Here is a 20,867-nt window from a genome sequence, read left to right as displayed (position 1 = left end):
GCCGGACATCACAGCGGATCGAGATAGCTGATCTGCACCATCTCGTGGTCGCGCGAGCGCGAGACCAGGGTGCCGCGTCCCGGCGCGAGTCGGCTCGAGCGCACATCGCCGAGCAGTTTGCCCTCGTCCTTGGGCGCCGACATGAGCAGCGCGTCGACCGACAGGTCCTTGAGCATGCCGAGCACCTTGTCGTACAGGGCTCGCGAGGCGCCGCCGGATCGACGGACCACGACCAGGTGCATGCCGATATCGCGGGCCTGCGGCAGGAATTGCAGCAGCGGCTCGAGCGGATTGCTGCCGCCGGTGGTGATCATGTCGTAATCGTCGACCACGACGTAGATCTCGGGCCCGGTCCACCAGCTGCGTTCGCGCAGCTGTTTGGGGGTGATGTCGGAATCGGGAATTCGCCTGGTCAGGTACGCCGCGACTTCCTGGATCATCGGACCGGCGGTCTGCGACGAGGTCGAATACCCGGCCAGCTGGTCACCTTCGATGACGCCGAGCATCGTGCGCCGGTAGTCGAGCATGATGACGCGCGCCTCGTCGGCGTTGGAGTTCTCGGTGATACCCATGACGATATTGCGCAGCAGCGTGGTCTTGCCGCACTCGACGTCGGCGAAGGCCATCAGATGCGGCTGACTGTCGAAATCCAGTACCAGCGGGGCGAGTTCGTGCTCGCCGAGACCGATCACTACGTGCGTCTTGTCCTGGACGATGCCGTGCGCGGTGGCTTCGGCGAGCACCTGCGCGCGCGGGATCTCCAACGGCAGCATGCGCACCGCCGGTGCCTTGCGGGTGCCGTACAGCTCGGCGAACTGGGCGCGGGCCGCGGCGATACCGTCCGACAGCGATTCCGGGTCGGAGTTGGAGTCCAAGCGCGGCAGGGCCATCAGCATATGCAGTTTCTCGGCGGTCAGACCGCGACCGGGGCGGCCGGTCGGCACCAGAACGGCGGTGCGACGGTCCATTTCGGAATCACTCGGATCGCCGAGGCGCAGTTCCAGCCGGGTGCCGACGAGATCCTTCACCGCCGGGCGGATCTCGGGCCAGCGGGTGGTGGCGATCATCAGGTGGATGCCGTAGGACAGGCCCTGGGAGGCGAGCGCGTTCATGGCGGGTTCGAGACCCTCGTATTCGGCGCGGATGGTCGGCCAGCCGTCCACGACCAGGAAGACATCGCCGAAGGTGTCCTCGAACAGGGGGTCGGCGGCCTGCTCGGCCGGGCTCAGCTGCGCGAATCGCGCTTTGCGGCGGCGGAATTCCTGGATGGACTCGATGCCGAGATCCCGGAACCGTTCTTCGCGCCGGGCGAGCAGGGTGATCATCTCGGCGACCGTGCGCCGCACCCGGTCGACATCCATGCGGCCCGCGACCGAGCCGACATGCGGTAGGTCGGCGATACTCGTCAGGGTGCCGCCGCCGAAGTCGAGGCAGTAGAACTGCACCTGCTCGGGGGTGTGGGTGGCCGCGGCGGCCATGATGATGGCGCGCAGCGCGGTGGATTTGCCCGACTGCGGACCGCCGACCACTGCCAGATTGCCCAGACCGCCGGACAGGTCGACGGCCAGCACGTCGCGGCGCTGCTCGTAGGGCTTGTCGATGACGCCGATCGCCATCCACAGCTGACCGTGCCGGTTGGTCGCCGAACGCCAGTCCGGATCGGGCAGCAGCATATCGACCGAGGGCGATTCGTCGAGCGGCGCGAGCCAGACCTCGTGGGCCGGGCGGCCGTGTCCGCGCAACCGGTCGACCACGACATTGAGCAGTGTCTTGGGCACCTCGCCCAGGGCGGGCGCCGACGCGGTCTCGTCGTCGCCGTCCTCGTCGTCGAATGCCGCGGCTTCCGGTGATCCGGGCGGCGGCGGCAGCGCGGGAAGGCCGCGCCGAGCCGCCGGGGTCCGGCGTTCGGGAGTCGCCTCGATGTCCTCCTGCGCGCCCGCCCCGGTCGGCTCCTCGACCGGCGGGCGTTCGATCTCCACCGGGGCGGCGGTGAAGATCACCGGCGAACCGTCGATCTGCCTGCCGCCGACGGTCCTGGCCGTGCGGCCGGTGCTGGGCGAGGTGTACGCGCCGGAGACGTAGCAGGCGTTGAAGCGCAACGGGTCGTCGGCGTCGCTCTTGAGATAGCCCGCGCCGGGCACGCTCGGCAGATGGTAGGCGTCGGTGATACCGAGTACGGCGCGTGATTCGTTGGCGGAGAACGTGCGCAGGCCGATGCGATAGGACAGGTGCGAGTCCAGCCCGCGCAACTTGTTCTCCTCCAGCCGCTGCGACGCCAACAGCAGATGCACGCGCAGCGAGCGCCCGAGCCGCCCGATCATGACGAACAGGTCGGCGAAATCCGGCTTCTGCGAGAGCAGTTCGGAGAATTCGTCGACGACGACGAACAGCGCGGGCAGCGGGTCGAGTGGCGCGCCCGCCGCGCGGGCGCGCTCGTATTCGGTGACATTGGCGAAGTTGCCCGCCGAGCGCAGCAGTTCCTGACGCCTGGTCATCTCACCGGACAGCGCGTCCTTCATCCGGTCGACGAGCGCGATCTCCTCCTCCAGGTTGGTGATCACCGCAGCGACATGGGCCAGCGACTCCAGGCCGAGGAATGTCGCACCGCCCTTGAAGTCGACCAGGATCATGTTCAGCTGATCCGGAGAGTGCGTGGTGATCATCGAAAGCACCAGGGTGCGAAGGAATTCCGACTTGCCCGAACCGGTGGCGCCGATGCACAGGCCGTGCGGGCCCATGCCGTTCTCGGCCGATTCCTTGATGTCGATCTCGACCGGGGTGCCGTCCGGGGTGATGCCGATCGGCACCCGCAGACGTTCGCGGTCACTGCGCGGACGCCACACCGTCGTCGGATCGATCTGGGCGGCGTCGGGGATCTTGAGCAGGTCCATCAGGCCGGGCACCGCGCGGGATTCGTCGCCGAGGCTGACGATCTGCGCGGCGGTGGCGACCCGGTAGCGGGCCAACGCTCGTGCGAGAGTGTCGGCTTCGGCCAGCGTCACGCTGTCGGCGGTGGCGAACTTCTCCACGCCCGCCGCCGACTTCGCCGCGACCATGCCGTCGGCGCACACCAATTGCAGACCGCGGCGCACGGCGAGACCGGTCTGCGGCGCGGTCAGGTCGATGACGGTGACCGAGTCCAGGCCCGCGTCGCTCACGATGCGTTCGGTGCCGCTGACGTAGCCGTCGTCGATGATGACCAGCAGGTGCAGGCGCCCGGCGGTGGGCTGGGCGTTGCGCATGAACCGCCCGCGTTCGAGCAGTTCCGAGGAGATCGAGGTCTCCAGTTCGGCCAGCGACCGGTACATCATCCGCGCCGCGCCGATGCCGTCGCGATCGGTCGGATGCTGCACGTGCGGAAGCCATTTCGCCCACGACCAGTTCGGGTCGTCGGGATCGGCGCAGATGATGGCGACCGAGGACTGGTCGGGACCGTGGAAGGTGACGAACTCGAGCAGCATGGCGCGCACCAGCATCCGGGTCCGGTCGATGTCGCCCTCGATATTGATGGCGGGAAAGGCCCGCAGCGAGATCGCCGTCGGCAGGCCGTGCACCACCGAATGGGTGCGGACGAAACGGCGCAACGCCACCGTTGACACCGGTTCGAGGTCTTCGACCGGCCCGGTCTCGGGTCTGGCGAGTTTGGTCGCCAGACGATGACTGCCGATGCCGACCCGCACGTGACCGAAGTCGGGGTCGTTCGGCCTGCGTTCCCACATCCGCCTGCTGCCCGCGACTGACCGCAGATCGGCCGGATCCGGATGACTCCAGATCAGCGATTGCAGCTGCGACAGACCGGTTTTGCGGACGTCACCGCGCGACTGATCGAGGTATCGGAAGTAGTCCTTGCGTTCCTCGTCGAGTTCGGCGGCCTTCTTGGGCCCGCCCGCGCCGCGCATCGAGATCATCATGCCGAACATCGACATCATCATCATCATCGGGAACATCAGCATCAACGGGTTGGCCAGCAGGTTGCGGCCCATCATGACCATCATCGCCAGCATGCCGACCACCGCGACCACCATCACCACCGGCAGCAACCGCATCAGCAGACTGGGCGGCACCTGGCGCTGGATCTCCGGCGGCGCGCTGAGGGCCACCTCGCCGCCGGGCGCGCGGGGCGGCGCGATCCGAGGGCGACGCACGAAACCTTCGGTGAGCATTCCTACCGTCCTTCGGGTGGTGCGGTGTCCGGGCCCGCCGAGGCGGTCGCCAGCACGGGATCGGTCTCCTCCGCCGGGTCGACCGAGTCGGTGTTCTTGCGGCGGAACGGGATCGACGCGGCGTAGCCGATGGCCAGCGTGGCCAGCAACGTGATGGAACCGATGATCGCGACCCGGCGCGGCAGCGGATCCGGTCCGGGATCCGGCGGCGGCGCGGGGAAACCGCGCGGTGTGGTGACATCGTCGCCCGCGACGGACAGGTGCGCGGTGAGCGCGGCCACCGGGTCGATCAGGCCGTAGCCGACCTGATCGTCACGTCCGGTGCCGGGGTTGTGCGCGGAACGCTGGATGCGGTCGATCACCTGGGCGGCGGTCAGTTCGGGGAACCGGGCGCGCACGAGTGCCGCCAGTCCGGAGACATAGGCGGCCGAGAAACTGGTGCCGTCGACGGTCACCGTGCCCTGGGCGCCCTGCTGGGCGTCGACCAGTCCGGTACCGCCGGGTTTGCTGTCGAGCGAGACGATGCCGCGGCCCGGCGCGGCGATGCCGACCCACGGACCGTGGATCGAGAACGGCGACACCGCGCCATCGGGATCGGTGGAGGCCACCGACAGCACATGGGGTGCGAACCACGCCGGGCTCACCACGGTCTGCACACCGTCCCAACCGGAGCGCTCGTTCTGGGCATCGCACACCGACTGGTCGAGATTGCCCGCCGCGGCGACCACGACGACATTGCGCGCGGCGGCGTATTTCACCGCCGCGCCGAGCGCGGCGTCGGCCGAGCCGGAACCCGCCGGCCTGCACGACACTTCGGAGATGTTGATGACGGTCGCGCCGAGATCGACCGCGCGAACCACGGCCGCGGCCATGGTGAGCACATTGCCGTAGCCGCCGGAGGCGACCTTGCCCGGCTCGTCGTCGCTGCGCCGGTTCTTGTCCTCGTATTGCAGGCTGAGCTGGCGGATCGCCAGGATCTGCGCGTCGGGGGCGACCCCGACGAAACCGTCGTCCCGGCTGGGCCGACCGGCGATGAGACCGGCGACCAGGGTGCCGTGACCGTCGCAGTCCTCGGTGCCGTCACCGCCCGCGGCCACGAAATCACCGCCGGGCCGCACATCGAGACGCGGATGCCTGTTCACCCCGGTATCGATCACCGCGACGAGTTGGCCCGCGCCCCTGCTGAACTGCCACGCCGCGGGCAGATCCAGGATCCGTTGCGGCATCGGGGCATCCCTCGGCACCGCGCCGGCGAGGAACGGCTCGACGCAGAGCGCGCGCTGTTCGGTCGGATCGGGTGGTCCGCCGCCCGCGTTCACCGCCAGCGCCGGGCCGAGTGCCGCGTCATCGATCACGGGCGGGGTGAGCGCCGAGGCGGACGCCGGTGTGGCGAAGGTCCACGCGCCGAGTACGGCGGCCGCGGCGAGGGCGCCGCGCAGGCGGTGGTGAGCGGGTCGCATCTCGGGCATCAGAACGTGATGTTGCGTGCTGCCGAATAGACGTTCATCACCCACAGCGCGAGCGGCACGATCAGCACGATCAGCAGGTATTCGAACAGCTCGACGGCGCGGCGCAGCACGGGCGAGACCTCGGTGTGCGGACCGATCACGCCGAAGCCGACGGCGGCGAGCCCGGTGACGAGCACGATGCCCGCTCCCATCGGACGCCAATCATCTTGCGCCACGGCGAATCCGGCGACCAGGGCGAGACCGGTGACGACCCCCGCGGCGATCAACGCCGCCGCCTGGACCATATCGGCGTAGGCACGGCCGCGCAGGCACAGCACCACCGCGACGATGCCCGCCAGCGCCTGGCTCTGCCACCGCGGGTCACCGAAGGGATCGGCGGCGATCACCGCACCGCCCGCGCTGAGTATCGCGGCGGACAGTTGCAGGCCGGACTGGAACTGATTGGCCGCGCGGGCCCGCTGTTCGAGACCGGCCGCCGACGGCAGTGCCGTCGCGCCGATCGCGCCGATATCCTCGATGGTCGGACGCGGCTCGTGATCGGCCGGGTCGATGGCCGCGCCCGCCGTCGGCACCGGCGGCACCGGCAGTTTGGCCGCGGCGACGGCCAGTCGGGGCGCCGAGGTGATCAGGATGAGTCCGGCGAGCATCACCCCGACGGCGATATCGGGAACATCGAAGTCCCAGATCATTCCGATCAGCGCCGCGACCGCGATCACCACCGCGGTGGGCACGACGGCCGCGGTCACCAGCGCACCGGCCTTGGCCCCGGCGTAGATCACCAGCGCGGCGACGAGGGTGGCGACCGCACCGAACAGCACATGCGGAGCGTCCAGCCTGCCCGGAGTCAACAGTGCCGCGGCGGCTCCCAGCAGCAGAGTTCCGTAGAGCCCCACCATGATCACGGTCAGCCGCTGCTCTTTGTAGCGACGTCCGGCGATGACCGCGGCACTGGCCGCGAGCAGTCCGGCGCCGAGCGGGATGAAGCCGCCGACGATGCCATCACCCTTGTCGAGTACCAGCAGGGCCAGCGCGGTCAGCACCGCGACCAGTCCGGTGATCAGACCCATACCGCGCGCGGAACGTGCTGACCAGCCGTGCATTTCGTCGACGCTCAACTGCGCGACCGCGTCGATCACGTCGTCGAACAGGGCGGGCAGTTCCTTGGCGGTCACCGATCGCAGCACCAGCAGTTCGCCGTCGAAGATCTCGGCTTCGGCCAGACTCTGGTGCGGCGGGATCGGATCGCGGCCAAGTCTGGCCAGCGTCCAGTGCTCGGTGGTCGGCGCCGCGCCCTCGTCGCTCTCGGTCAGGTCGGGGTTGCGTGAATCGATCAGCCGCACCACATCGGCGATATAGGCGGCGACCGGGACGCCCGCGGGCAATCCCATATCGAGTTGTGTGTTTCCGCCGATGACCGATACGCGGCACAATTCCGGATCAACGGCCCCGGCGCCGTTGTTCGACGATTCCGTCACGGGTGCAGGACTCCTATGATCATGCTGTCGCGTTATCGCAACGGCCACAGCCTAACCGAGAATCAATGGCGCGGCAGCCGCTAAGCTGAGTGGTAAAAAGCGCAGTTCGTTCTTAAGGGGTTCCGCCGCATGACCGGTAATCGCCAAGCACAGCGCGCCTTCGACGCAGGCATTCTGTCCCTGGGCATCGCGATCGACGGCCAGGAATCGGTTCGTGATCTGGAGTACGCGCAGCTCGCTTTCCAGCGGGCCACCGAGTGGGATCCCGGCATGTGTGACGCCTGGCTCGGCCGGGCGGCCGCGGGCGAGGTCACCGACGAGGTGATCTTCAATCTGTTCAAGACCAGCGGCGCCACCCTGTTCCGCGAGCAGCGCAGGCTCGGCCTGGCCGCGCGCGCGCTGTCCGGCCGGTTCGTGCTCGGCCAGTACATCGACTACCCGCTGGCGACCTATGTCGAGATCTGGCTGGCTCAGGCCACCCAGTTGATCGCCAGGGGCGACTACGACGAGGCCGAACGCGTACTCGACGAACTCGACGTCCACCGGGCCGGACGTCCCGCCGACGCCGACGACATCCGCATCTGCGCCTATGCCCGTGGCCTGCTGCATTACACCACTCAGCGCTGGTCGGACGTGATGACCGTGCTCGCCGGATCGGCCGACTGGCAGAACCCCTACCTGGCCTCGGGCACCCATGTGATGGTCGGCACCGCCTGCGCTCAGCTCGGTTTGTTCGGTGAGGCGATCAGGCGGATGGAGGCGGCCGAGGCCGGTCCGATCCCGACGGCGGCGACGACGGCGCGCTTCTGCCGCGGCCTGTGCCTGCGCGAGATGGGCCGCGAGGACGAGGCGAAGGCGCTGTTCGAGAAGGTCTTCTCCGAGGCGCCGGATTTCGAGGCGAACACCAAGGCGATGCGCGACCCGAAGTTCCGCATCACGGTGACCAGCAAGGAACTCATCGACGCGAGGACCGACCGCTGGGATCCGGCCTCGGCGCCGACCGCCGAGCAGGTCGAGAGCGCCGAGCGCGGCGACCGGGCCAAGGAGCTGTTGCACACCGCGCGCGCCGAACTCGATCAGCAGATCGGCCTGGCCGCGGTGAAAACTCAGGTGGCGAAACTACAGGCGAGTGCGCAGTTGGCGACAATTCGCGCGGAGAAAGGTATGTCCAGTACGCCACGTGGACAACACCTTGCGTTTACCGGCCCGCCAGGAACCGGTAAGACAACAATTGCCAGAGTGGTGGCAAAAATTTACTGTGGGTTGGGTTTACTAAAAACCGATCGTCTTGTAGAGGCGAAACGCGCGGACTTTGTCGGGCAGCATTTGGGCAGCACCGCGATCAAAACGAACGAACTGATCGATTCCGCGATGGACGGCGTGCTTTTCGTCGACGAGGCGTACACGCTCATCCAGACCGGCCTGTCCGGCGGCGACGCCTTCGGCCGCGAGGCCGTCGACACCCTGCTGGCCCGGATGGAGAACGACCGCGACCGGCTGATCGTGATCATCGCGGGCTACGACGGCGAGATCGACCGCTTCCTGGCCGCCAACGACGGTCTGTCCTCCCGTTTCTCCAAACGTGTGAAGTTCGACTCCTACACCCCGGCCGAACTCGGGCAGATCGGCGATTTCATCGCGCGCAAACGTGATTCGGAAGTCTCGGAGGAGGCGCTCGCGCGGCTGGTCGCCGCCTGCGGCGCCCTCTACGACCGGCAGGTGGTCGATCAGAGCGGCGAGCAGCGGCGCGCGATCGACCTCGCCGGTAACGGCCGCTTCATCCGCAACGTGATCGAGGCGGCCGAGGAGGAGCGCGAATTCCGCTTGGCCACCGATGAATCCATCGATCTGAGCCAGGTGGACGCCTCGGTGCTGATGCGGATCGAGGTCGCGGACATGGACAGCGCGCTGAACGGAGTGCTCGCTACCCTGCGCTGATCCCGGCGCTCACGTCCGAGGCCTCGCCGCGATCAGTTCCCCACCGCTATCGGCTGCGCGCAATCACCGGCGCGCCGTGACGCGTCCGGACATTGCGGCAGATTGTCGTGACTCATCAGCGCGTCCTGGCGGGCCAGGGTCGGGCCGGGCGCCAACGCTTCGATGATCGGTTTCGGCACCGGTTTGGGTTGCTTCGGTAGCCCCAGCACCTGGGCGGTGGCGCTGTCGGGGATGCCGTAGCGAATCCCGGTGTCGGCCAAGTAGAACATCGGCCCGTTGGAGATCGAGCCGGGCGTCATCGCGACCGAACGGACGAACTCACCGGTGCTCGGGCGGACGTAGACCGCGTCGACCCGATCACCCGCACCGTCGGCGGTGGCGGGCACCACGGGCATCGCGCCGCCGGGCAGCGGGAGTTCACGCCCGGCCGACAGGGTCACGGCGGAGATCCCGTCGTGCTGCCCGAGCGCCCAGGTGATGCAGAAGACCGGATCGGCCGACGGCGAGAGGATGGATGGGGTCTGCTCGGGGAACTGCTGCACCGGCAGGTCGCCGAGCACCGGCACGTCGACGATGCGGTCCGGCGGCACCGATCGGATATCGGTCATGCCCTGGGAGTTGGCATTCCGGATGATCTCCGCCGTGAACGGCGTCACGGGCTGCACCCCGCCGGCGAGTACGACGTAGAGTTCCTCGGCGTCGACGGCCCGCACCCGGATCAGTCCGCCGATCGGGACGTCGGAGAGTTTGCCCGGCCCCGGTTCGCCGAGCCGGTCGATCCGGGGCGCGCGCAGCGGCGGCACCGGCTCGGTGGCGTTCAGCAGCGCGGTACCGATCGGCGCCGGAGTGTGCTCGTCCAAGTTCATGGCGCGGATCAGCACCGCGTCGTTCGGATCGAGCTGGGCGCGCCTGCCCTGGTAGAGCAGATAGGTGGCGCCGGAGTTGGTCACCAACCTCGCCTGCTGGGGGGCCAGCGGCCGCGCACCGCCTTCGGAGGTGTCGAGCGCACCCGCGATGACCGTGGTGATGACACCGGCGGCGGCCGTGGCGCTGCCGGTCTTCGAGAGCGGAACCACGTCGCACATGGTCCAGTTCGCGCTGTCGTGGTCGGCCGACCCCGGCATCGCGCCGGGTGCGCCCGGGATGCCGAGCAGCGGACCGCGTCGCATCGTGAGTTTGCTGTCCTTGACAGTGGCCGGTGACGCCGCCGAACCGGTGATGAGGCGAGCCGAGGCCAGATTCAGGACCGGGTGCAATGTGTTGTCCACCACGACGTAGAGCGCCCCGGAGTCCTTGGCCATCACGATCTTCGAATCACCGACCGAGCCCTGCGGTTTGATGAAGGCCAGGATGACCGCGCCCGCGACGACGAGCACACCGAGCACGATGCCGACGATCATCGACCGGGACTGCGAGCGCATCGGATCGTGCAGCATCCGCACATCCCAGCGCACCAGCGCGTGTTCGTAACGCTTGAGCAGGAACCGGTAGCCGTTGACTTGGGCACGGGTGGTCATCTGTGCCGGCACGCACGCCTCCGAACTTGCCTGAATTCCAACCGATATCGCGACCGCACGTGATCATCGACAGGCATAGAGTAGCGAACCCCGACGAGTTCGGTCCATGATGAGCGCATGACCTCCACGGCGGTTTCCGACAACGCGGCGACCGCACCGCGTTTGCATTCCACACAATTCTGGTTCTTTCGCCTCATGCCATTGAGCCGGACCATCCCGGTGCTGCTGATCGCCGCCGTAAGTGCCTTCGTAGCAAGGATTTTCGCGTCCCAGTGGTGGGTGCCCACACTGGTCGCCGCACTGGTGATCGTCGTCGCGCTCACCCCGCGAAAAGGCGTCAATATCGCCGCCTGGACCGGTCGTAAGTTCACTTTCGCATGGCAGAGATCAGTCAACAATTCGTCTACTGTTAATCATTCGCCATTCGATGTTCCACTACCCGACGGCGGCAGTTACGGAATGCGCTGGGATGGCGCGCGATTGATCACGATATTGCGGATCGAGGCGCAGCCGCGCACGGTGGTCCGGCTCAGTCCGACCGGTCTGCTCGGCGACGACATGCTGCCGCTGCCCGAGATCGCCCGCTGCCTCGACCAGTTCGACATCACGCTGGCCGCGATCGACATCATCAGCACGGGCTCGCGCAGCGCGGGGACCGGCGCGGTGGCGCGGGCCTACGAGAGCATCCTCGGCCCGCTGCCCGCCGTCGCCCATCGCACCGTGTGGGTGGTGCTGCGCCTGGACCCGCTGGCCAACGCCGACGCGGTCGACCGGCGCGGCGGCGGGCCCACCGGCACGCTGCGCGCGGCCACGGTCGCGGCCAGACGGGTCGCCAATCGCCTCGCGGCACGCGGTCTTTCGGTGACGGTCCTCTCGGCCGCCGAGATGAGCCAGGTCATGACCCAGCTCACCCACGGCTGCGCACTCGATGAATTCGCCGAGTCCGCCGAATGCGTCCAGCACGACGGCCTGCACCACACCACCTATCGGATCACCCCGGAAGGCATGGGCCCCAAGGGAATCGCCGAAGTGTGGTCGACCCCGACGGTGGCGACCACAGTCACCGTGCGTCTCCAGCGGGCGCGGGTGCGCGAGTCGGAGACCCGCGGGCAGATCGCGGTGACCGCGACGGCGCGGTTCGTCACCAAGGACGCGCCCGCGATCCTGTCCACCGCCGGTCTGCGCCCGTTGACCGGTCAGCAGCGCCGCGCCCTGCTCTTCGGTCTGCCCACGGCCACCGGCGTGCCCGCGCTGCCGCTGGAGCGCTACCTCGGCGCACCGGACGCCCTCGACGACATCCCCATGCCGATCGCGGGCTGCGGGCAACTGATCGGCGCCGACGCCTCCGGTCAGGGTGTGGCGCTACCGCTGGTCGGCCGCCACGTGCACCGCGTCGAGATCATCGGTTCTCCGCTGGTGGCCAAGCAGGTGATCCTGCGCGCCATCGCCCTCGACGCCAGCGTCGTCGTGCACACCGCCCGCCACGACGAATGGAAGCCGATGCTGGCCTATATCGATGTGCCGCAGGCCCTTACCCTGGCGACGTGGTCGGCGGGTTCGCAACAGGCGGGTTCCTACCGGTTCGCGACGATGGTCGTCTTCGACGGAATCGCCCCCACCGGCCACTATTCCGGTGCGACGGTCGTGCTGCTGCGCGCGCACGACTCCGAGCGGGGCGACTTCGATCCCGACATCACCCTCATCGAGGATCCAGACACCGCGAACCTCGTCACCGTGCGCACGGCCTCCGGTGAGACCAGCGTGCACATGGTCGCCACACCCGAGGAACTGCTCTACGTCGGCGCGCGGGAGCCCGCCACCGCGTGAGCGTTACCCGGGCCGAGCGGTTGCCGCGGCCACGGGTGACGAAACGTCGACGGCCCGTTCGATCCGTAGCGGATCGAACGGGCCGTTTCCGTGGGCGAGATATCAGCCGCCGAAGCCCTGCGAAACCTTGCCGTCGGCGTGGAAGGCGTTGTTCTTCGCCTGCTCGACGGCCTTCGACAGCGCGTCGATGATGCCGATGGTGCTATCGGGCGATTCGCCGTCTTTCTCCGGGTTGCCGAATTCGACGTCCCACTTGTGCTTGGCGATATTGAAGGCATCCAGACCCGTGTTGCCCTCCCAGGCAATACCGAGACGCTTGGCGGCGGCCTGCAGGTTGGCAGCCTCCGCCACCAGCGCGCCGCGGTGCGTGGCCAGTTCCTCGGAAAGGGTTTGCAGAATCGGTCCGTTGTACAGCATGACGAGACGTCCTTTCGTGTGCCGAGCGGTAGCGATCGGCGAGTGGTCAGAGGTTGGTGTGCCCGCCGCCGGAGCCCGCGGAGGTGACGAGGCCGGTGTTGTCGGAGTCGGTGTTGAGGTAGGTCGTATTGCCCTCGCCGACCAGCGCGGTGAGCTCGTCGAGGATGGCGTTGAGCCGGGCGGACTCGCCCTGCCAGCTCGCGACGGCCTTCTGGCAGGCGCCGGCCGCGTCGCCTTCCCAGCCCGGACGCGAGGACTCCAGCGAGGATTCCACGCGGCCGATGATCGTCTTGATGGAGCTCACCGAGTTGGACATATCGCTCTGTGCGGCCCTGACGACTGCATCATCATTATTTACTACGGACATTGGAATCCCTCATTTCTCTGTCGGGCAACTGATTCGAGTGTTGGTTGACGGACACAAGAGTGGCGCTAGGGCATCCACCTTCCACCGGGCAATGTGGCGACCAGGGCCGAGATCGCTTGCGCGACACGGTGGTCCGAGCCCGGTGTGAAAGTGGTCCACACCCGAAGGTCCGGTGCGGCGTTCGGACTCGCCGCGATCCGGCCCCGCACGGTGTCGTACACCGCGACGGAGCCGGAAGATCTGGTGGTACGCCCCTCTTCGTGGGCGTAGGCCACGATCTCGGCGTGAGCGTGGCATTCGGCCATCGCCATACCGAATTCGATCGCGTTGTGGTCGACGACGCCGACGCTGTACGGGACGGCGGTGTAGTCGGAGCTGGCCGCCGCCGCGTTCAGGCGGTCGGCGAATTCGTCGGCGGGGCCACTGAAACTCGGCACATCCGCCGCCGCGCAGACGCCGAGGACCGCGAGAAACGGTTGCGCCAGGGCGGCGCCGCCGTCGTCGGCCCAGGTGGTGGTGATGTCGATCTCGTCGCCGTCGCGCACCGCGAACGCGTGCGCGGCGCCGCGGCGTGCGAGACAGACCCGACGCGGACCGTCGGCGGTGACGATCCGGGCGGCGAGCTCGCGCTCGGGGTTGGCCAGAATACGCAGGGCAGCTGTCAATTCGGCGTCGACGTCGTCGTAGGCGTCGACCAGCCCGCGCGCTCGAAGATCCGCCATCGCCGCCTCGCGCGCGGCCAGGAACGCCTCGATCGAGTCCTGACGCGGCCCGATTCCGAGCACGAGCGGCATGGTCTGGATGCCGAGTAGATCGCACACCGCGAGAACCGCCTCGTCGGTCAGAGTCGCCATGTCCGCCCCTACTCCGCCGGAGTCCCGGTAGCGGTCGCCCTGGCCTCCACGCCGCCGAGCACCGATGGCGCCGCGGCCAGGCCCGCGTCCAGTTCGAGAGCGACACCGTCGTTCGCGCCGCCCGCGCCCGCACTCGGGGTGTGTTCCTCCTCGCCGTCGCCCGTGGCCGTGCCACCGGCGAGCGCGGCGGGCGGCAACGCCTGACCCGCCGCGGTCCCGACCGGCGTCGGCGAGGCCGCGGTGGTGACGACCTCGGGTCGGGCCACGATCGGACCGACCGTATGCGCCCGCGCGCCGCCGAGGGTTCTCGGCACGGCGAACTGCGGCATCGTCGGCAGTACCGGCATCGCGGGCATCGATGTGCGCACCGGTGTCGAACTCTGCTGCCCGACAGCTTGTTCGGCGTCGAACGCCGCGGGCGTCGCCAGTGGCGGCGGCGTGTTCTGCTGCCACGGCTCCGCGAGCGGTCGCGCGGCAGCCTCGTAGGTGCGCATGACGCGCGCCGCGGTGGATTTCGCGACATCCTGGTCCGCGTCGATCTCGGCGGCGACGCCGACCAGTGGTCCGCCCAGCGACGCGCCGATGGCCTGGATGGTACGCAACGCCTGTTCCATGGCAGCGATCTCGGCGGTGTGCGGCATGGTCAGCCGCGCGACCTCGAAGGCGGCCGCTTGCGCCGCGGTGTGCTCGGCATTGCGCGCGGCTTCGGTCACCGTGTCGGTGAGCCAGCCGCGCATCGTCGAAAGCCGTTCCAGCACCAGATCACTGGTGTCGGACTGCCAGTGCGCGCGGATACCGGCGATGATCCGGTCGTAGTCCACCACGGCCGCGCCGAAACTCGCGGCCAGCCCGGTCCACGCGGCAGCCGCCTCGACCAGGGGGACCGAACCGGGCCCGCTCGTCAGATCGCGGGCCAGCTGATCGGTGGGTCTGGCTTCCCAGACCACACCGGTGAATCCGGGTGTGGGTGGTTCGATCATGTTCTCAGGCCGAAGCCCCGAGGTCGGCGGCATTGGTGGTATCCATATCGGTCAGCTCACGCGCTTGCGCGCGCAGCGTCGCGGCCAGTCTGCGCAGCTCGAGCGCGCCCGTACCGGCCGAGAGGTCGAAATCCCGCGCGACAGCGCGCAACGTCGCGGCCGCACGCTGGGAGACTTCGTCGAGTCCTGGCGCGGGCGCCATCAGTGCGGGGTTGTGTGCCTTCAGATCGGCTTCCAGCCGACCGGCGAGCTCATCGAGCTCGGCGGCCACACGGACTGCTTCCACGGGATCGAATCGCATGACGAACTCCTAAAGGGTGAGTGCCTTGTCCGGGGGTTCCCGGTCGATGTCCGGGGTTGTCGTCACGGCCTCGGCCGCACCGATGACCGGTACCGCGATGCCGTCGATCGCGCCGACGACCTCGTTGCCGTGCGCGGCGTTCACCAGATCGCCGCGGATCACCTCGCCGCCCGCCGCGCGTGCCGCCGCACCTGCCGCGCCCATCGGGCCAGGCGCCATCGGTGTCATACCCGGCGTCGAGGCCGCCGCGGTGGTCGTGGCGAGCGGGATCGCGGTCTGCGCCGCGGAGCCGCCGCCCGCGAGCAGCGTCGTCACCCTGGCCTCCTGCAACGGCAGCGCGGCCTGCGGCGCGGCGGCGACCCCACCGGGCACGGCACCGACGACCGGCGCCGTCACCGGCGTCGCCTGCGAAACCCCGGCGACCGGCGCGGCGACGGGCACCGCGGCCAGCGGGCTCGCCACCTGGCCGATCACCTGGGCTCCGGTGGTTCCGACGGTCACCAGCCCCTGCACCATCTGAAGAACCTGCGTGACGTACTGCGCCGGATTCAGCCCGCCCGCGGCCCCGGTGCCCGCCGAAGCCAGCGAACGCGCGGCGCCCAGCGGCGCGCTCGTCGCCGAGGACAGCGGCGCGGCGACGGAATCGGCGACCATCGTGCCTGCCCGCGCCACCCCCTCCGGCACCTCGGTGACCGCGACCTTCTGGCCGTTCGAACTCATCTGCGCGCTGTGCCCGGTGAGTTCGGCACGCGTCTTGGCGATCACGGCGGTCACCTGGGTCATCGTCTCGGCCGTCGCCGCGGCGACGAACGCCTGTCCCGGCGGCGTGACGATGAACGGGCCGGCCGCGGCGAGCGAGGCCAGATATTTCGACATGATGGCGCTCACCTGGGCGTAGCCGGTGAAGACACTGGCCGCCGCGGCCGCGTGGTTGACGTTCATCCTGCTGCCCTGCGACGCCACCTCGGCGGTGTCGGCGACGGTCGTCGCGGCCTTCCCGGCCGCCGAACTCGCTCCCGCGCCCTCCCACAACGCGGTCACCGTCTGGATCGCGGTCGTTCCGAGTTGTGACACCTGTTGCAGCGCCGAGACCACCTGTGTGAGTATCTGGCTCGGGTCGGGCCCCCGGCCCGCGCCGGGTATGCCGGTGCCGAAACTGTTGGCGAGATCGGTCATCGGTTTGATGAGGGCGCCGATATCGAGCACCGGCAACGGCGGCAACTCGGGCAACGGCGGCAACGGCGGAAGTTGCGGCAGTCCGGGCAGGCCGAGAGTGCTCAGCACCTCCGCCACCGGCCGATCCACGATCGAACCGAGCGCGCTCTCACGCAGCAGGGCGACGATCGACGGGTCCAGCGGCGCGGTCATCAGGCGTTCCCGATGCTGCCCAGATTCTCGGCGCTGTCCAGATCGGTCGCGGTGTAGTGGGCCGCGCTCTCGAAAGCGGTGAGCGCCGTGCCCGCGTGGACAGCGGCCACCTCGGCAACCGAGGCCAGATGCGAGGCCTGCGCGACCGCGTAGGTGGCGAGGAAATCCTGGCCGATCAGCCCGAATACCGGAACAGCGGCTGCGATCACGGCGAGCTGGTTGACCGAGGCGGCACTCAGCGTCTGCGACGCAAGTGCCGCTGATGTGTTTCCGTACTGCACGATCGCTTCGGGAGTTGCTATCAGGTCAGCCATGAAAACCTCTGCGCGATAGTCGGATCGACAGGTGATGTCGGCGGAAGAACTTCAGCTATTGGACCAGTCGTCGGCAGAGCGTGGCGCGACAGGAGCTTAAGAGGATTCGACGCCCGGATGAACGTCAGGTGCCACCGGCCGAAGCCGGCGCGCACCCGCATCAATCCCGCTGCGAATCAGCGGATTTCATTGACATGACATCATTGAAGTCGGCCACCAGCTCGCCACCACGGGCGAAGGCGAGCGCCGCCGCCCGCCGCGCGGTGCCGACGATCGCCTCGTCGAATTGTTCCGGCGTCCACCGATTAACCTCCGAGGTGAGGACGAGATCGAGTAACGAACCGTTGCCGTCGACGGTCACCGTCACCACGCCGTCGGGCGAGGATTCCCGCACCCGGACCGCCGACATGCGTTCACCGAGTTCGCGGATCCGGTCCACCCGGCGCTGCGCGGCGGCGACGAGTTCGTCCATCAGCGCTTCGCCGAGCTCACCCGGCGAATTCGCGTAGGCGGCCAGGTGGGGCGGTAGTCCGCCGCCGTCGGTCCCGGTCACAGTGCCCTCCGTTTCGCGGCGTTCACAGCGTCCTCAGCCAGCTCTGCGGCTCGACCTCGTATTCCTGTTCGTCGATGAGTTCCCTGCGCTCGACCTCGGCGGCCGTCGGCAGTCCGGTCAGCGCCAGCAGATCCGCGCTGACCCCGGCCTCGGCCAACTGCTTGCGCCGTTGCGCGCCTGCCCGATCGGCTGCCTGTCTGCACAGTCTGAGCACCTCGGCGGCCAGATCCTGCGGCGCTCTGCGTAATTCGGCTCGATCGACCGAAACACTCAGCGGTAGACCCTGTTCGGTGGTCTCCACGGTGATGGATCCCGATCGCGACATCGCGACCGCCCTCGGCAATTCCTCGTGATCGCTCATACCCGTTCATCCTTGATCGCTCGTACCACCGTGACCAGTTCGGCGTTGATGGCCGCGATCAATCCGGCCCGATCGACCGCCGTCGCGGTGGCGGGCGGTCCGACGGTGACCACATGTCGTCCGTCGTCGGGCAGATCGCGCCACTGCAACCACCGGATGATCCGGCCTTTCGGCCCGAATCGCGAAATACCCTGGGCGATCTCGATGATGCCGATGCGCTCGGGGACGGTGTGCAGGAATCGTCGCGCACGAGCGTCGGGCGTTTCGTCGAAACTGTCCCACAGCTGCGCGGGCGCCTCGAAATCGTCGACGGCGCTCGGCAGGGCGAGCGATTCGAAACTGCCCGCCCCGACCTCGGGAAGCGCGTCGACCACCATGTCGGCGAGCCGTAACGCGTCGCATTCGGTGATGGTGAATCCGGCGCTGTGATCCACGGTGCGGCCGGGCAGTTGGGTCAGTAGATAGCCTCGCGCCTCGCGCCGGACGGCGAGCAGCCGGATGCCTGCCGCCGGGTCGCTCGGGTCGGCGCCGTCGGCGCCGTGCACCCGGATGGCGATATCGGGACGCGCGATATCTTCCAGCGCCGCGTCGAGATCCGGATCGGGCGCGGTGAGCGACCGGTCCAGAACTCGCACCCGCTCGCGCTGGAAATCGTCCTCGTAGGGGATGTCGGTGGTGAAGACGAAAGGGTGCGGCAGCGGGTCCTCACGCAACCGCTGCCAGCGCACCACGAATTCGAGATCGGTGAAACTCCAGCGCGGGGTCATCGTTCCACGACTGGTTTGACCACGACGGGGGCATCGCCGATCGCGTCTTCGAGATAGTCGGAGGATTCGAGGTAGGTGGCCCTGCGGTGCTGGTTGTTGCCCTGCCCCGCGCCCGCGCCCGCCGCACCCGCCGCACCGGGGGTACCGGGCGTGCCCTGGGTGCCCGCGAGCGCGGCGGCCGGGCTCGCGGCGTCGAACTGGGTCGACGCGCTGATCGGCACGAACGCCGCCGCACGGGGGAACAGTTTGGAGGAACCGGTCGGATCGTGCGCGAGCACCGCGGCGGGTGCCCCGAACCCGCCGCCACCGCCACCACCCGCTCCACCGCCACCGGCGCCACCGGCCAATTTCGCCGCGAAACCCGCCAGATCGTTCGGATCGCCCGACCCGGGGATATCGATCCCGGGAATCCCGGTCAATCCGGCTCTGTTGAGCAGCTCTCGCTGCTGGTCCGGGGTGAGGAACTGCGCGAACTGTTCGAAGGCCTGCTGCAACTGCGGCAGGCCCTGTTGCGCGGCGGCCAGCAACTGCTGCACGAGGGTCTGGAAGAACTGCTGCTCCTCGGGGCTACCGGGAACCAGCGAACCGACCCGCTCGGCCAGTTCGCGCGCGCCCCCGGCCAGTTTCTGCTGACCGGGCACCTGTCCCGGCACCAGGCCACCGGACACCAGACTCGCGAGCTGCTGGCCGTACGAATTCGGGTCACCCGCTATCGGATCGGTAGTCCCCCCACCGAAGTCCCCGCCGAATTTACCCAGCGCACCCGGCATCGTGCCCGCCGGATCACCCAGGCCGCCGGTGTCCCCGAACTGTTCCCTGACCCCGGGGGCGAGTCCTTCGCCGCCACCGTTGTTGCCGCCGTTCTCGCCGCCGCCGTTCTGACCGCCGCCGTTCTGACCGCCGCCGGTCTCACCGCCGCCGGTCTCACCGCCACCTCCGTTGTTGCCACCTCCGTTGTTGCCGCCGCCGTTGTTATTACCGTTGTTGTTCCCGTTATTGCCCTTGTAGAACGGATTCGGGATCCGACCGAACGCACCGTCGGCCGCGGGCAGCACCGGTATGTGCGACGTCGACAGCCCGAGTCCGGCGAGATAGGTGGTGCGGAAATTCTGCCGGTACAGCGCGAGATCATTCGAACCGGCCGGCGGCGGCACCACGTAGAGCCCGAGCGACGGATTCGTCGAGGACGTCGGCATCGACCGCTGGGTCGAGTCCAACCAACCGGCCGTGAAGAACAGCAGATCACCGACGCCGCGAGCGCCCGCGGACAACTGCGGCACCGCGTTCGCATAGGCCTTGACCGCGGCCACCGCGATCTCCTTGCCCGGCCCTTTCCACTGCTCGGCCGTCACCGAATCGACCTTGTTGACGAAATCGACGAATATGCCGTCGAGTTCGCTTCCCACCCACCGCCAGACCCCCGACTGATTGGAGAGGTTCCCGACGACCTGGTTAACCCTGATGTGGTTGCCGACCCCCCACAGCGCCGGCCAATCCAATCCGTCGGCACTCTCGCCCATGATCGTCGTCGATTCGAACCCGGTCAGGGTGGTCAGCGAATTGGGCAGCGTTCCTGCCGTCGCCGTGAGCGTCGTGGTCGGCGGCGGGGTCGTCGACGGATATCCGTCGAGTTCCCATTTCTCGGTCGGATTGCTCTGGATATTGTCCAGCAGATCGGAGTTGAAGCCGTCCACGTCGCCGTACGCCTTACCGGCCGCGACGAAGGTGTCGATCATGTCGGTGAGAATCGCTTTGTGGTCGTTGAGGATACCGTCCAGCTGGGTCGCCTTCTGTCCGAACCTGGTACCCAGCGCCGTGCCGGAACTCAGGCTCGACACCGGCCTACCTGCGGCCAGATCGGTCAGGTAATCCCGCAATCCGTTGATTCCCATGATGACCTGCGAGCCTGCGGCAGCGAGATCACGCGCCACCTGCGGTTCGAACCGGAGCGCGTCGGGACCCCCCGTATGTGTTCGCGTGTACTCGCTCAAGCCGTCCCACGGATTGCCCGTGGGTACCTCTCCGCTCATCGGTCGTGCTCCCTGATCGAATCCGGCGCCGACGGAACTTCGCCTCTGCCCAAGACCATACCGGCCCGCGCGTAGCTCGCACCATCTCGAGAGCTACGAAATCTCTTGTGCGATAAGTTGATTGGGAATGATTGCGAACGGCGGACTACCGCCGTGGCAACGGCGG

At 68.4% G+C, this 20,867-nt stretch carries 17 protein-coding genes; 2 read left to right on the top strand and 15 right to left on the bottom strand.

The window, feature by feature from the left end; translation table 11 throughout:
- Nucleotides 1-8 precede the first annotated feature (8 nt).
- Genes eccCa through eccD form a run of 3 tightly spaced genes read right to left on the bottom strand, consistent with a single transcriptional unit; the run spans nucleotide 9 to nucleotide 7,107 of the window.
- Nucleotides 9-4,163: a type VII secretion protein EccCa gene (gene eccCa, locus JZ792_RS17025; protein WP_216911447.1), complete on the bottom strand. Its 4,155-nt coding sequence runs from the start codon at nucleotides 4,161-4,163 to the stop codon at nucleotides 9-11.
- Nucleotides 4,164-4,165: 2 nt separating this feature from the next.
- Nucleotides 4,166-5,623 (bottom strand): type VII secretion-associated serine protease mycosin, encoded by a 1,458-nt coding sequence (gene mycP / locus JZ792_RS17020; RefSeq protein WP_216911473.1) that lies wholly within the window; start codon nucleotides 5,621-5,623, stop codon nucleotides 4,166-4,168.
- Between the two features lie 8 nt (nucleotides 5,624-5,631).
- Complete coding sequence (gene eccD / locus JZ792_RS17015; protein ID WP_216911446.1) at nucleotides 5,632-7,107, bottom strand: type VII secretion integral membrane protein EccD; 1,476 nt, start codon at nucleotides 7,105-7,107, stop codon at nucleotides 5,632-5,634.
- A gap of 129 nt (nucleotides 7,108-7,236) precedes the next feature.
- Between eccD and eccA the strand changes: the two genes are divergently transcribed.
- Nucleotides 7,237-9,045, top strand: a complete 1,809-nt coding sequence (gene eccA, locus JZ792_RS17010; RefSeq protein ID WP_216911445.1) for a type VII secretion AAA-ATPase EccA — start codon at nucleotides 7,237-7,239, stop codon at nucleotides 9,043-9,045.
- A gap of 32 nt (nucleotides 9,046-9,077) precedes the next feature.
- Here eccA and eccB read toward each other — a convergent pair whose 3' ends face one another.
- Nucleotides 9,078-10,574, bottom strand: a complete 1,497-nt coding sequence (gene eccB, locus JZ792_RS17005; RefSeq protein ID WP_216911444.1) for a type VII secretion protein EccB — start codon at nucleotides 10,572-10,574, stop codon at nucleotides 9,078-9,080.
- A gap of 105 nt (nucleotides 10,575-10,679) precedes the next feature.
- Here eccB and eccE point away from each other — a divergent pair, with 105 nt between their 5' ends.
- Nucleotides 10,680-12,389 (top strand): type VII secretion protein EccE, encoded by a 1,710-nt coding sequence (eccE, locus tag JZ792_RS17000; protein WP_216911443.1) that lies wholly within the window; start codon nucleotides 10,680-10,682, stop codon nucleotides 12,387-12,389.
- Nucleotides 12,390-12,491: 102 nt separating this feature from the next.
- Here eccE and JZ792_RS16995 read toward each other — a convergent pair whose 3' ends face one another.
- The 11 genes from JZ792_RS16995 to JZ792_RS16945 all read right to left on the bottom strand — a co-directional run bounded on the left by JZ792_RS16995 (nucleotide 12,492) and on the right by JZ792_RS16945 (nucleotide 20,701).
- A complete protein-coding gene (locus tag JZ792_RS16995) occupies nucleotides 12,492-12,806 on the bottom strand; it encodes a hypothetical protein (RefSeq protein WP_216911442.1) in 315 nt (104 codons plus the stop codon).
- A 46-nt stretch (nucleotides 12,807-12,852) separates the two neighbouring features.
- Complete coding sequence (locus tag JZ792_RS16990) at nucleotides 12,853-13,173, bottom strand: WXG100 family type VII secretion target (protein ID WP_256461437.1); 321 nt, start codon at nucleotides 13,171-13,173, stop codon at nucleotides 12,853-12,855.
- Nucleotides 13,174-13,238: 65 nt separating this feature from the next.
- The gene (locus JZ792_RS16985) at nucleotides 13,239-14,027 is read right to left on the bottom strand and encodes an ESX secretion-associated protein EspG (protein WP_216911440.1); all 789 of its coding nucleotides are present in this window, start codon (nucleotides 14,025-14,027) and stop codon (nucleotides 13,239-13,241) included.
- 8 nt (nucleotides 14,028-14,035) lie between these two features.
- Nucleotides 14,036-15,007 (bottom strand): PPE domain-containing protein, encoded by a 972-nt coding sequence (locus JZ792_RS16980; RefSeq protein WP_216911439.1) that lies wholly within the window; start codon nucleotides 15,005-15,007, stop codon nucleotides 14,036-14,038.
- Nucleotides 15,008-15,011: 4 nt separating this feature from the next.
- Nucleotides 15,012-15,308 carry a PE family protein gene (locus tag JZ792_RS16975; protein WP_216911438.1) on the bottom strand — a complete coding sequence of 99 codons (297 nt, stop codon included), beginning with the start codon at nucleotides 15,306-15,308 and terminating at the stop codon, nucleotides 15,012-15,014.
- Nucleotides 15,309-15,317: 9 nt separating this feature from the next.
- On the bottom strand, nucleotides 15,318-16,676 hold the full coding sequence (locus tag JZ792_RS16970) for a hypothetical protein (RefSeq protein ID WP_216911437.1): 1,359 nt from the start codon (nucleotides 16,674-16,676) through the stop codon (nucleotides 15,318-15,320).
- The gene (locus JZ792_RS16965) at nucleotides 16,676-16,990 is read right to left on the bottom strand and encodes a type VII secretion target (protein ID WP_216911436.1); all 315 of its coding nucleotides are present in this window, start codon (nucleotides 16,988-16,990) and stop codon (nucleotides 16,676-16,678) included. Before JZ792_RS16965 ends, JZ792_RS16970 begins: the two co-directional genes overlap by 1 nt.
- 160 nt (nucleotides 16,991-17,150) lie before the next feature.
- Nucleotides 17,151-17,543, bottom strand: coding sequence for a YbaB/EbfC family nucleoid-associated protein (locus JZ792_RS16960; RefSeq protein WP_308165330.1), 393 nt, complete (start codon nucleotides 17,541-17,543; stop codon nucleotides 17,151-17,153).
- Nucleotides 17,544-17,565: 22 nt separating this feature from the next.
- Nucleotides 17,566-17,904 carry a hypothetical protein gene (locus JZ792_RS16955; RefSeq protein ID WP_216911435.1) on the bottom strand — a complete coding sequence of 113 codons (339 nt, stop codon included), beginning with the start codon at nucleotides 17,902-17,904 and terminating at the stop codon, nucleotides 17,566-17,568.
- Nucleotides 17,901-18,671, bottom strand: a complete 771-nt coding sequence (locus JZ792_RS16950) for an ESX secretion-associated protein EspG (protein ID WP_216911434.1) — start codon at nucleotides 18,669-18,671, stop codon at nucleotides 17,901-17,903. The genes JZ792_RS16955 and JZ792_RS16950 overlap by 4 nt, the downstream gene beginning before the upstream one ends.
- A complete protein-coding gene (locus tag JZ792_RS16945; protein ID WP_216911433.1) occupies nucleotides 18,668-20,701 on the bottom strand; it encodes a hypothetical protein in 2,034 nt (677 codons plus the stop codon). Before JZ792_RS16945 ends, JZ792_RS16950 begins: the two co-directional genes overlap by 4 nt.
- Between the last annotated feature and the right edge of the window lie 166 nt (nucleotides 20,702-20,867).

Origin of the sequence: Nocardia noduli (genome assembly GCF_019038455.1) — a bacterium.
GTDB classification, from domain to species: Bacteria; Actinomycetota; Actinomycetes; order Mycobacteriales; family Mycobacteriaceae; genus Nocardia; species Nocardia noduli.
This window is presented reverse-complemented; position numbering and strand designations above follow the sequence as displayed.

What these genes read in the sequence shown, in the direction of transcription:
- eccCa (WP_216911447.1), bottom strand. Translation starts at nt 4,163, where the DNA reads ATGCTCACCGAAGGTTTCGTGCGTCGCCCTCGGATCGCGCCGCCCCGC.
- mycP (WP_216911473.1), bottom strand. Translation starts at nt 5,623, where the DNA reads ATGCGACCCGCTCACCACCGCCTGCGCGGCGCCCTCGCCGCGGCCGCC.
- eccA (WP_216911445.1), top strand. Translation starts at nt 7,237, where the DNA reads ATGACCGGTAATCGCCAAGCACAGCGCGCCTTCGACGCAGGCATTCTG.
- eccE (WP_216911443.1), top strand. Translation starts at nt 10,680, where the DNA reads ATGACCTCCACGGCGGTTTCCGACAACGCGGCGACCGCACCGCGTTTG.
- JZ792_RS16995 (WP_216911442.1), bottom strand. Translation starts at nt 12,806, where the DNA reads ATGCTGTACAACGGACCGATTCTGCAAACCCTTTCCGAGGAACTGGCC.
- JZ792_RS16990 (WP_256461437.1), bottom strand. Translation starts at nt 13,173, where the DNA reads ATGTCCGTAGTAAATAATGATGATGCAGTCGTCAGGGCCGCACAGAGC.
- JZ792_RS16985 (WP_216911440.1), bottom strand. Translation starts at nt 14,027, where the DNA reads ATGGCGACTCTGACCGACGAGGCGGTTCTCGCGGTGTGCGATCTACTC.
- JZ792_RS16980 (WP_216911439.1), bottom strand. Translation starts at nt 15,007, where the DNA reads ATGATCGAACCACCCACACCCGGATTCACCGGTGTGGTCTGGGAAGCC.
- JZ792_RS16975 (WP_216911438.1), bottom strand. Translation starts at nt 15,308, where the DNA reads ATGCGATTCGATCCCGTGGAAGCAGTCCGTGTGGCCGCCGAGCTCGAT.
- JZ792_RS16970 (WP_216911437.1), bottom strand. Translation starts at nt 16,676, where the DNA reads ATGACCGCGCCGCTGGACCCGTCGATCGTCGCCCTGCTGCGTGAGAGC.
- JZ792_RS16965 (WP_216911436.1), bottom strand. Translation starts at nt 16,990, where the DNA reads ATGGCTGACCTGATAGCAACTCCCGAAGCGATCGTGCAGTACGGAAAC.
- JZ792_RS16955 (WP_216911435.1), bottom strand. Translation starts at nt 17,904, where the DNA reads ATGAGCGATCACGAGGAATTGCCGAGGGCGGTCGCGATGTCGCGATCG.
- JZ792_RS16950 (WP_216911434.1), bottom strand. Translation starts at nt 18,671, where the DNA reads ATGACCCCGCGCTGGAGTTTCACCGATCTCGAATTCGTGGTGCGCTGG.
- JZ792_RS16945 (WP_216911433.1), bottom strand. Translation starts at nt 20,701, where the DNA reads ATGAGCGGAGAGGTACCCACGGGCAATCCGTGGGACGGCTTGAGCGAG.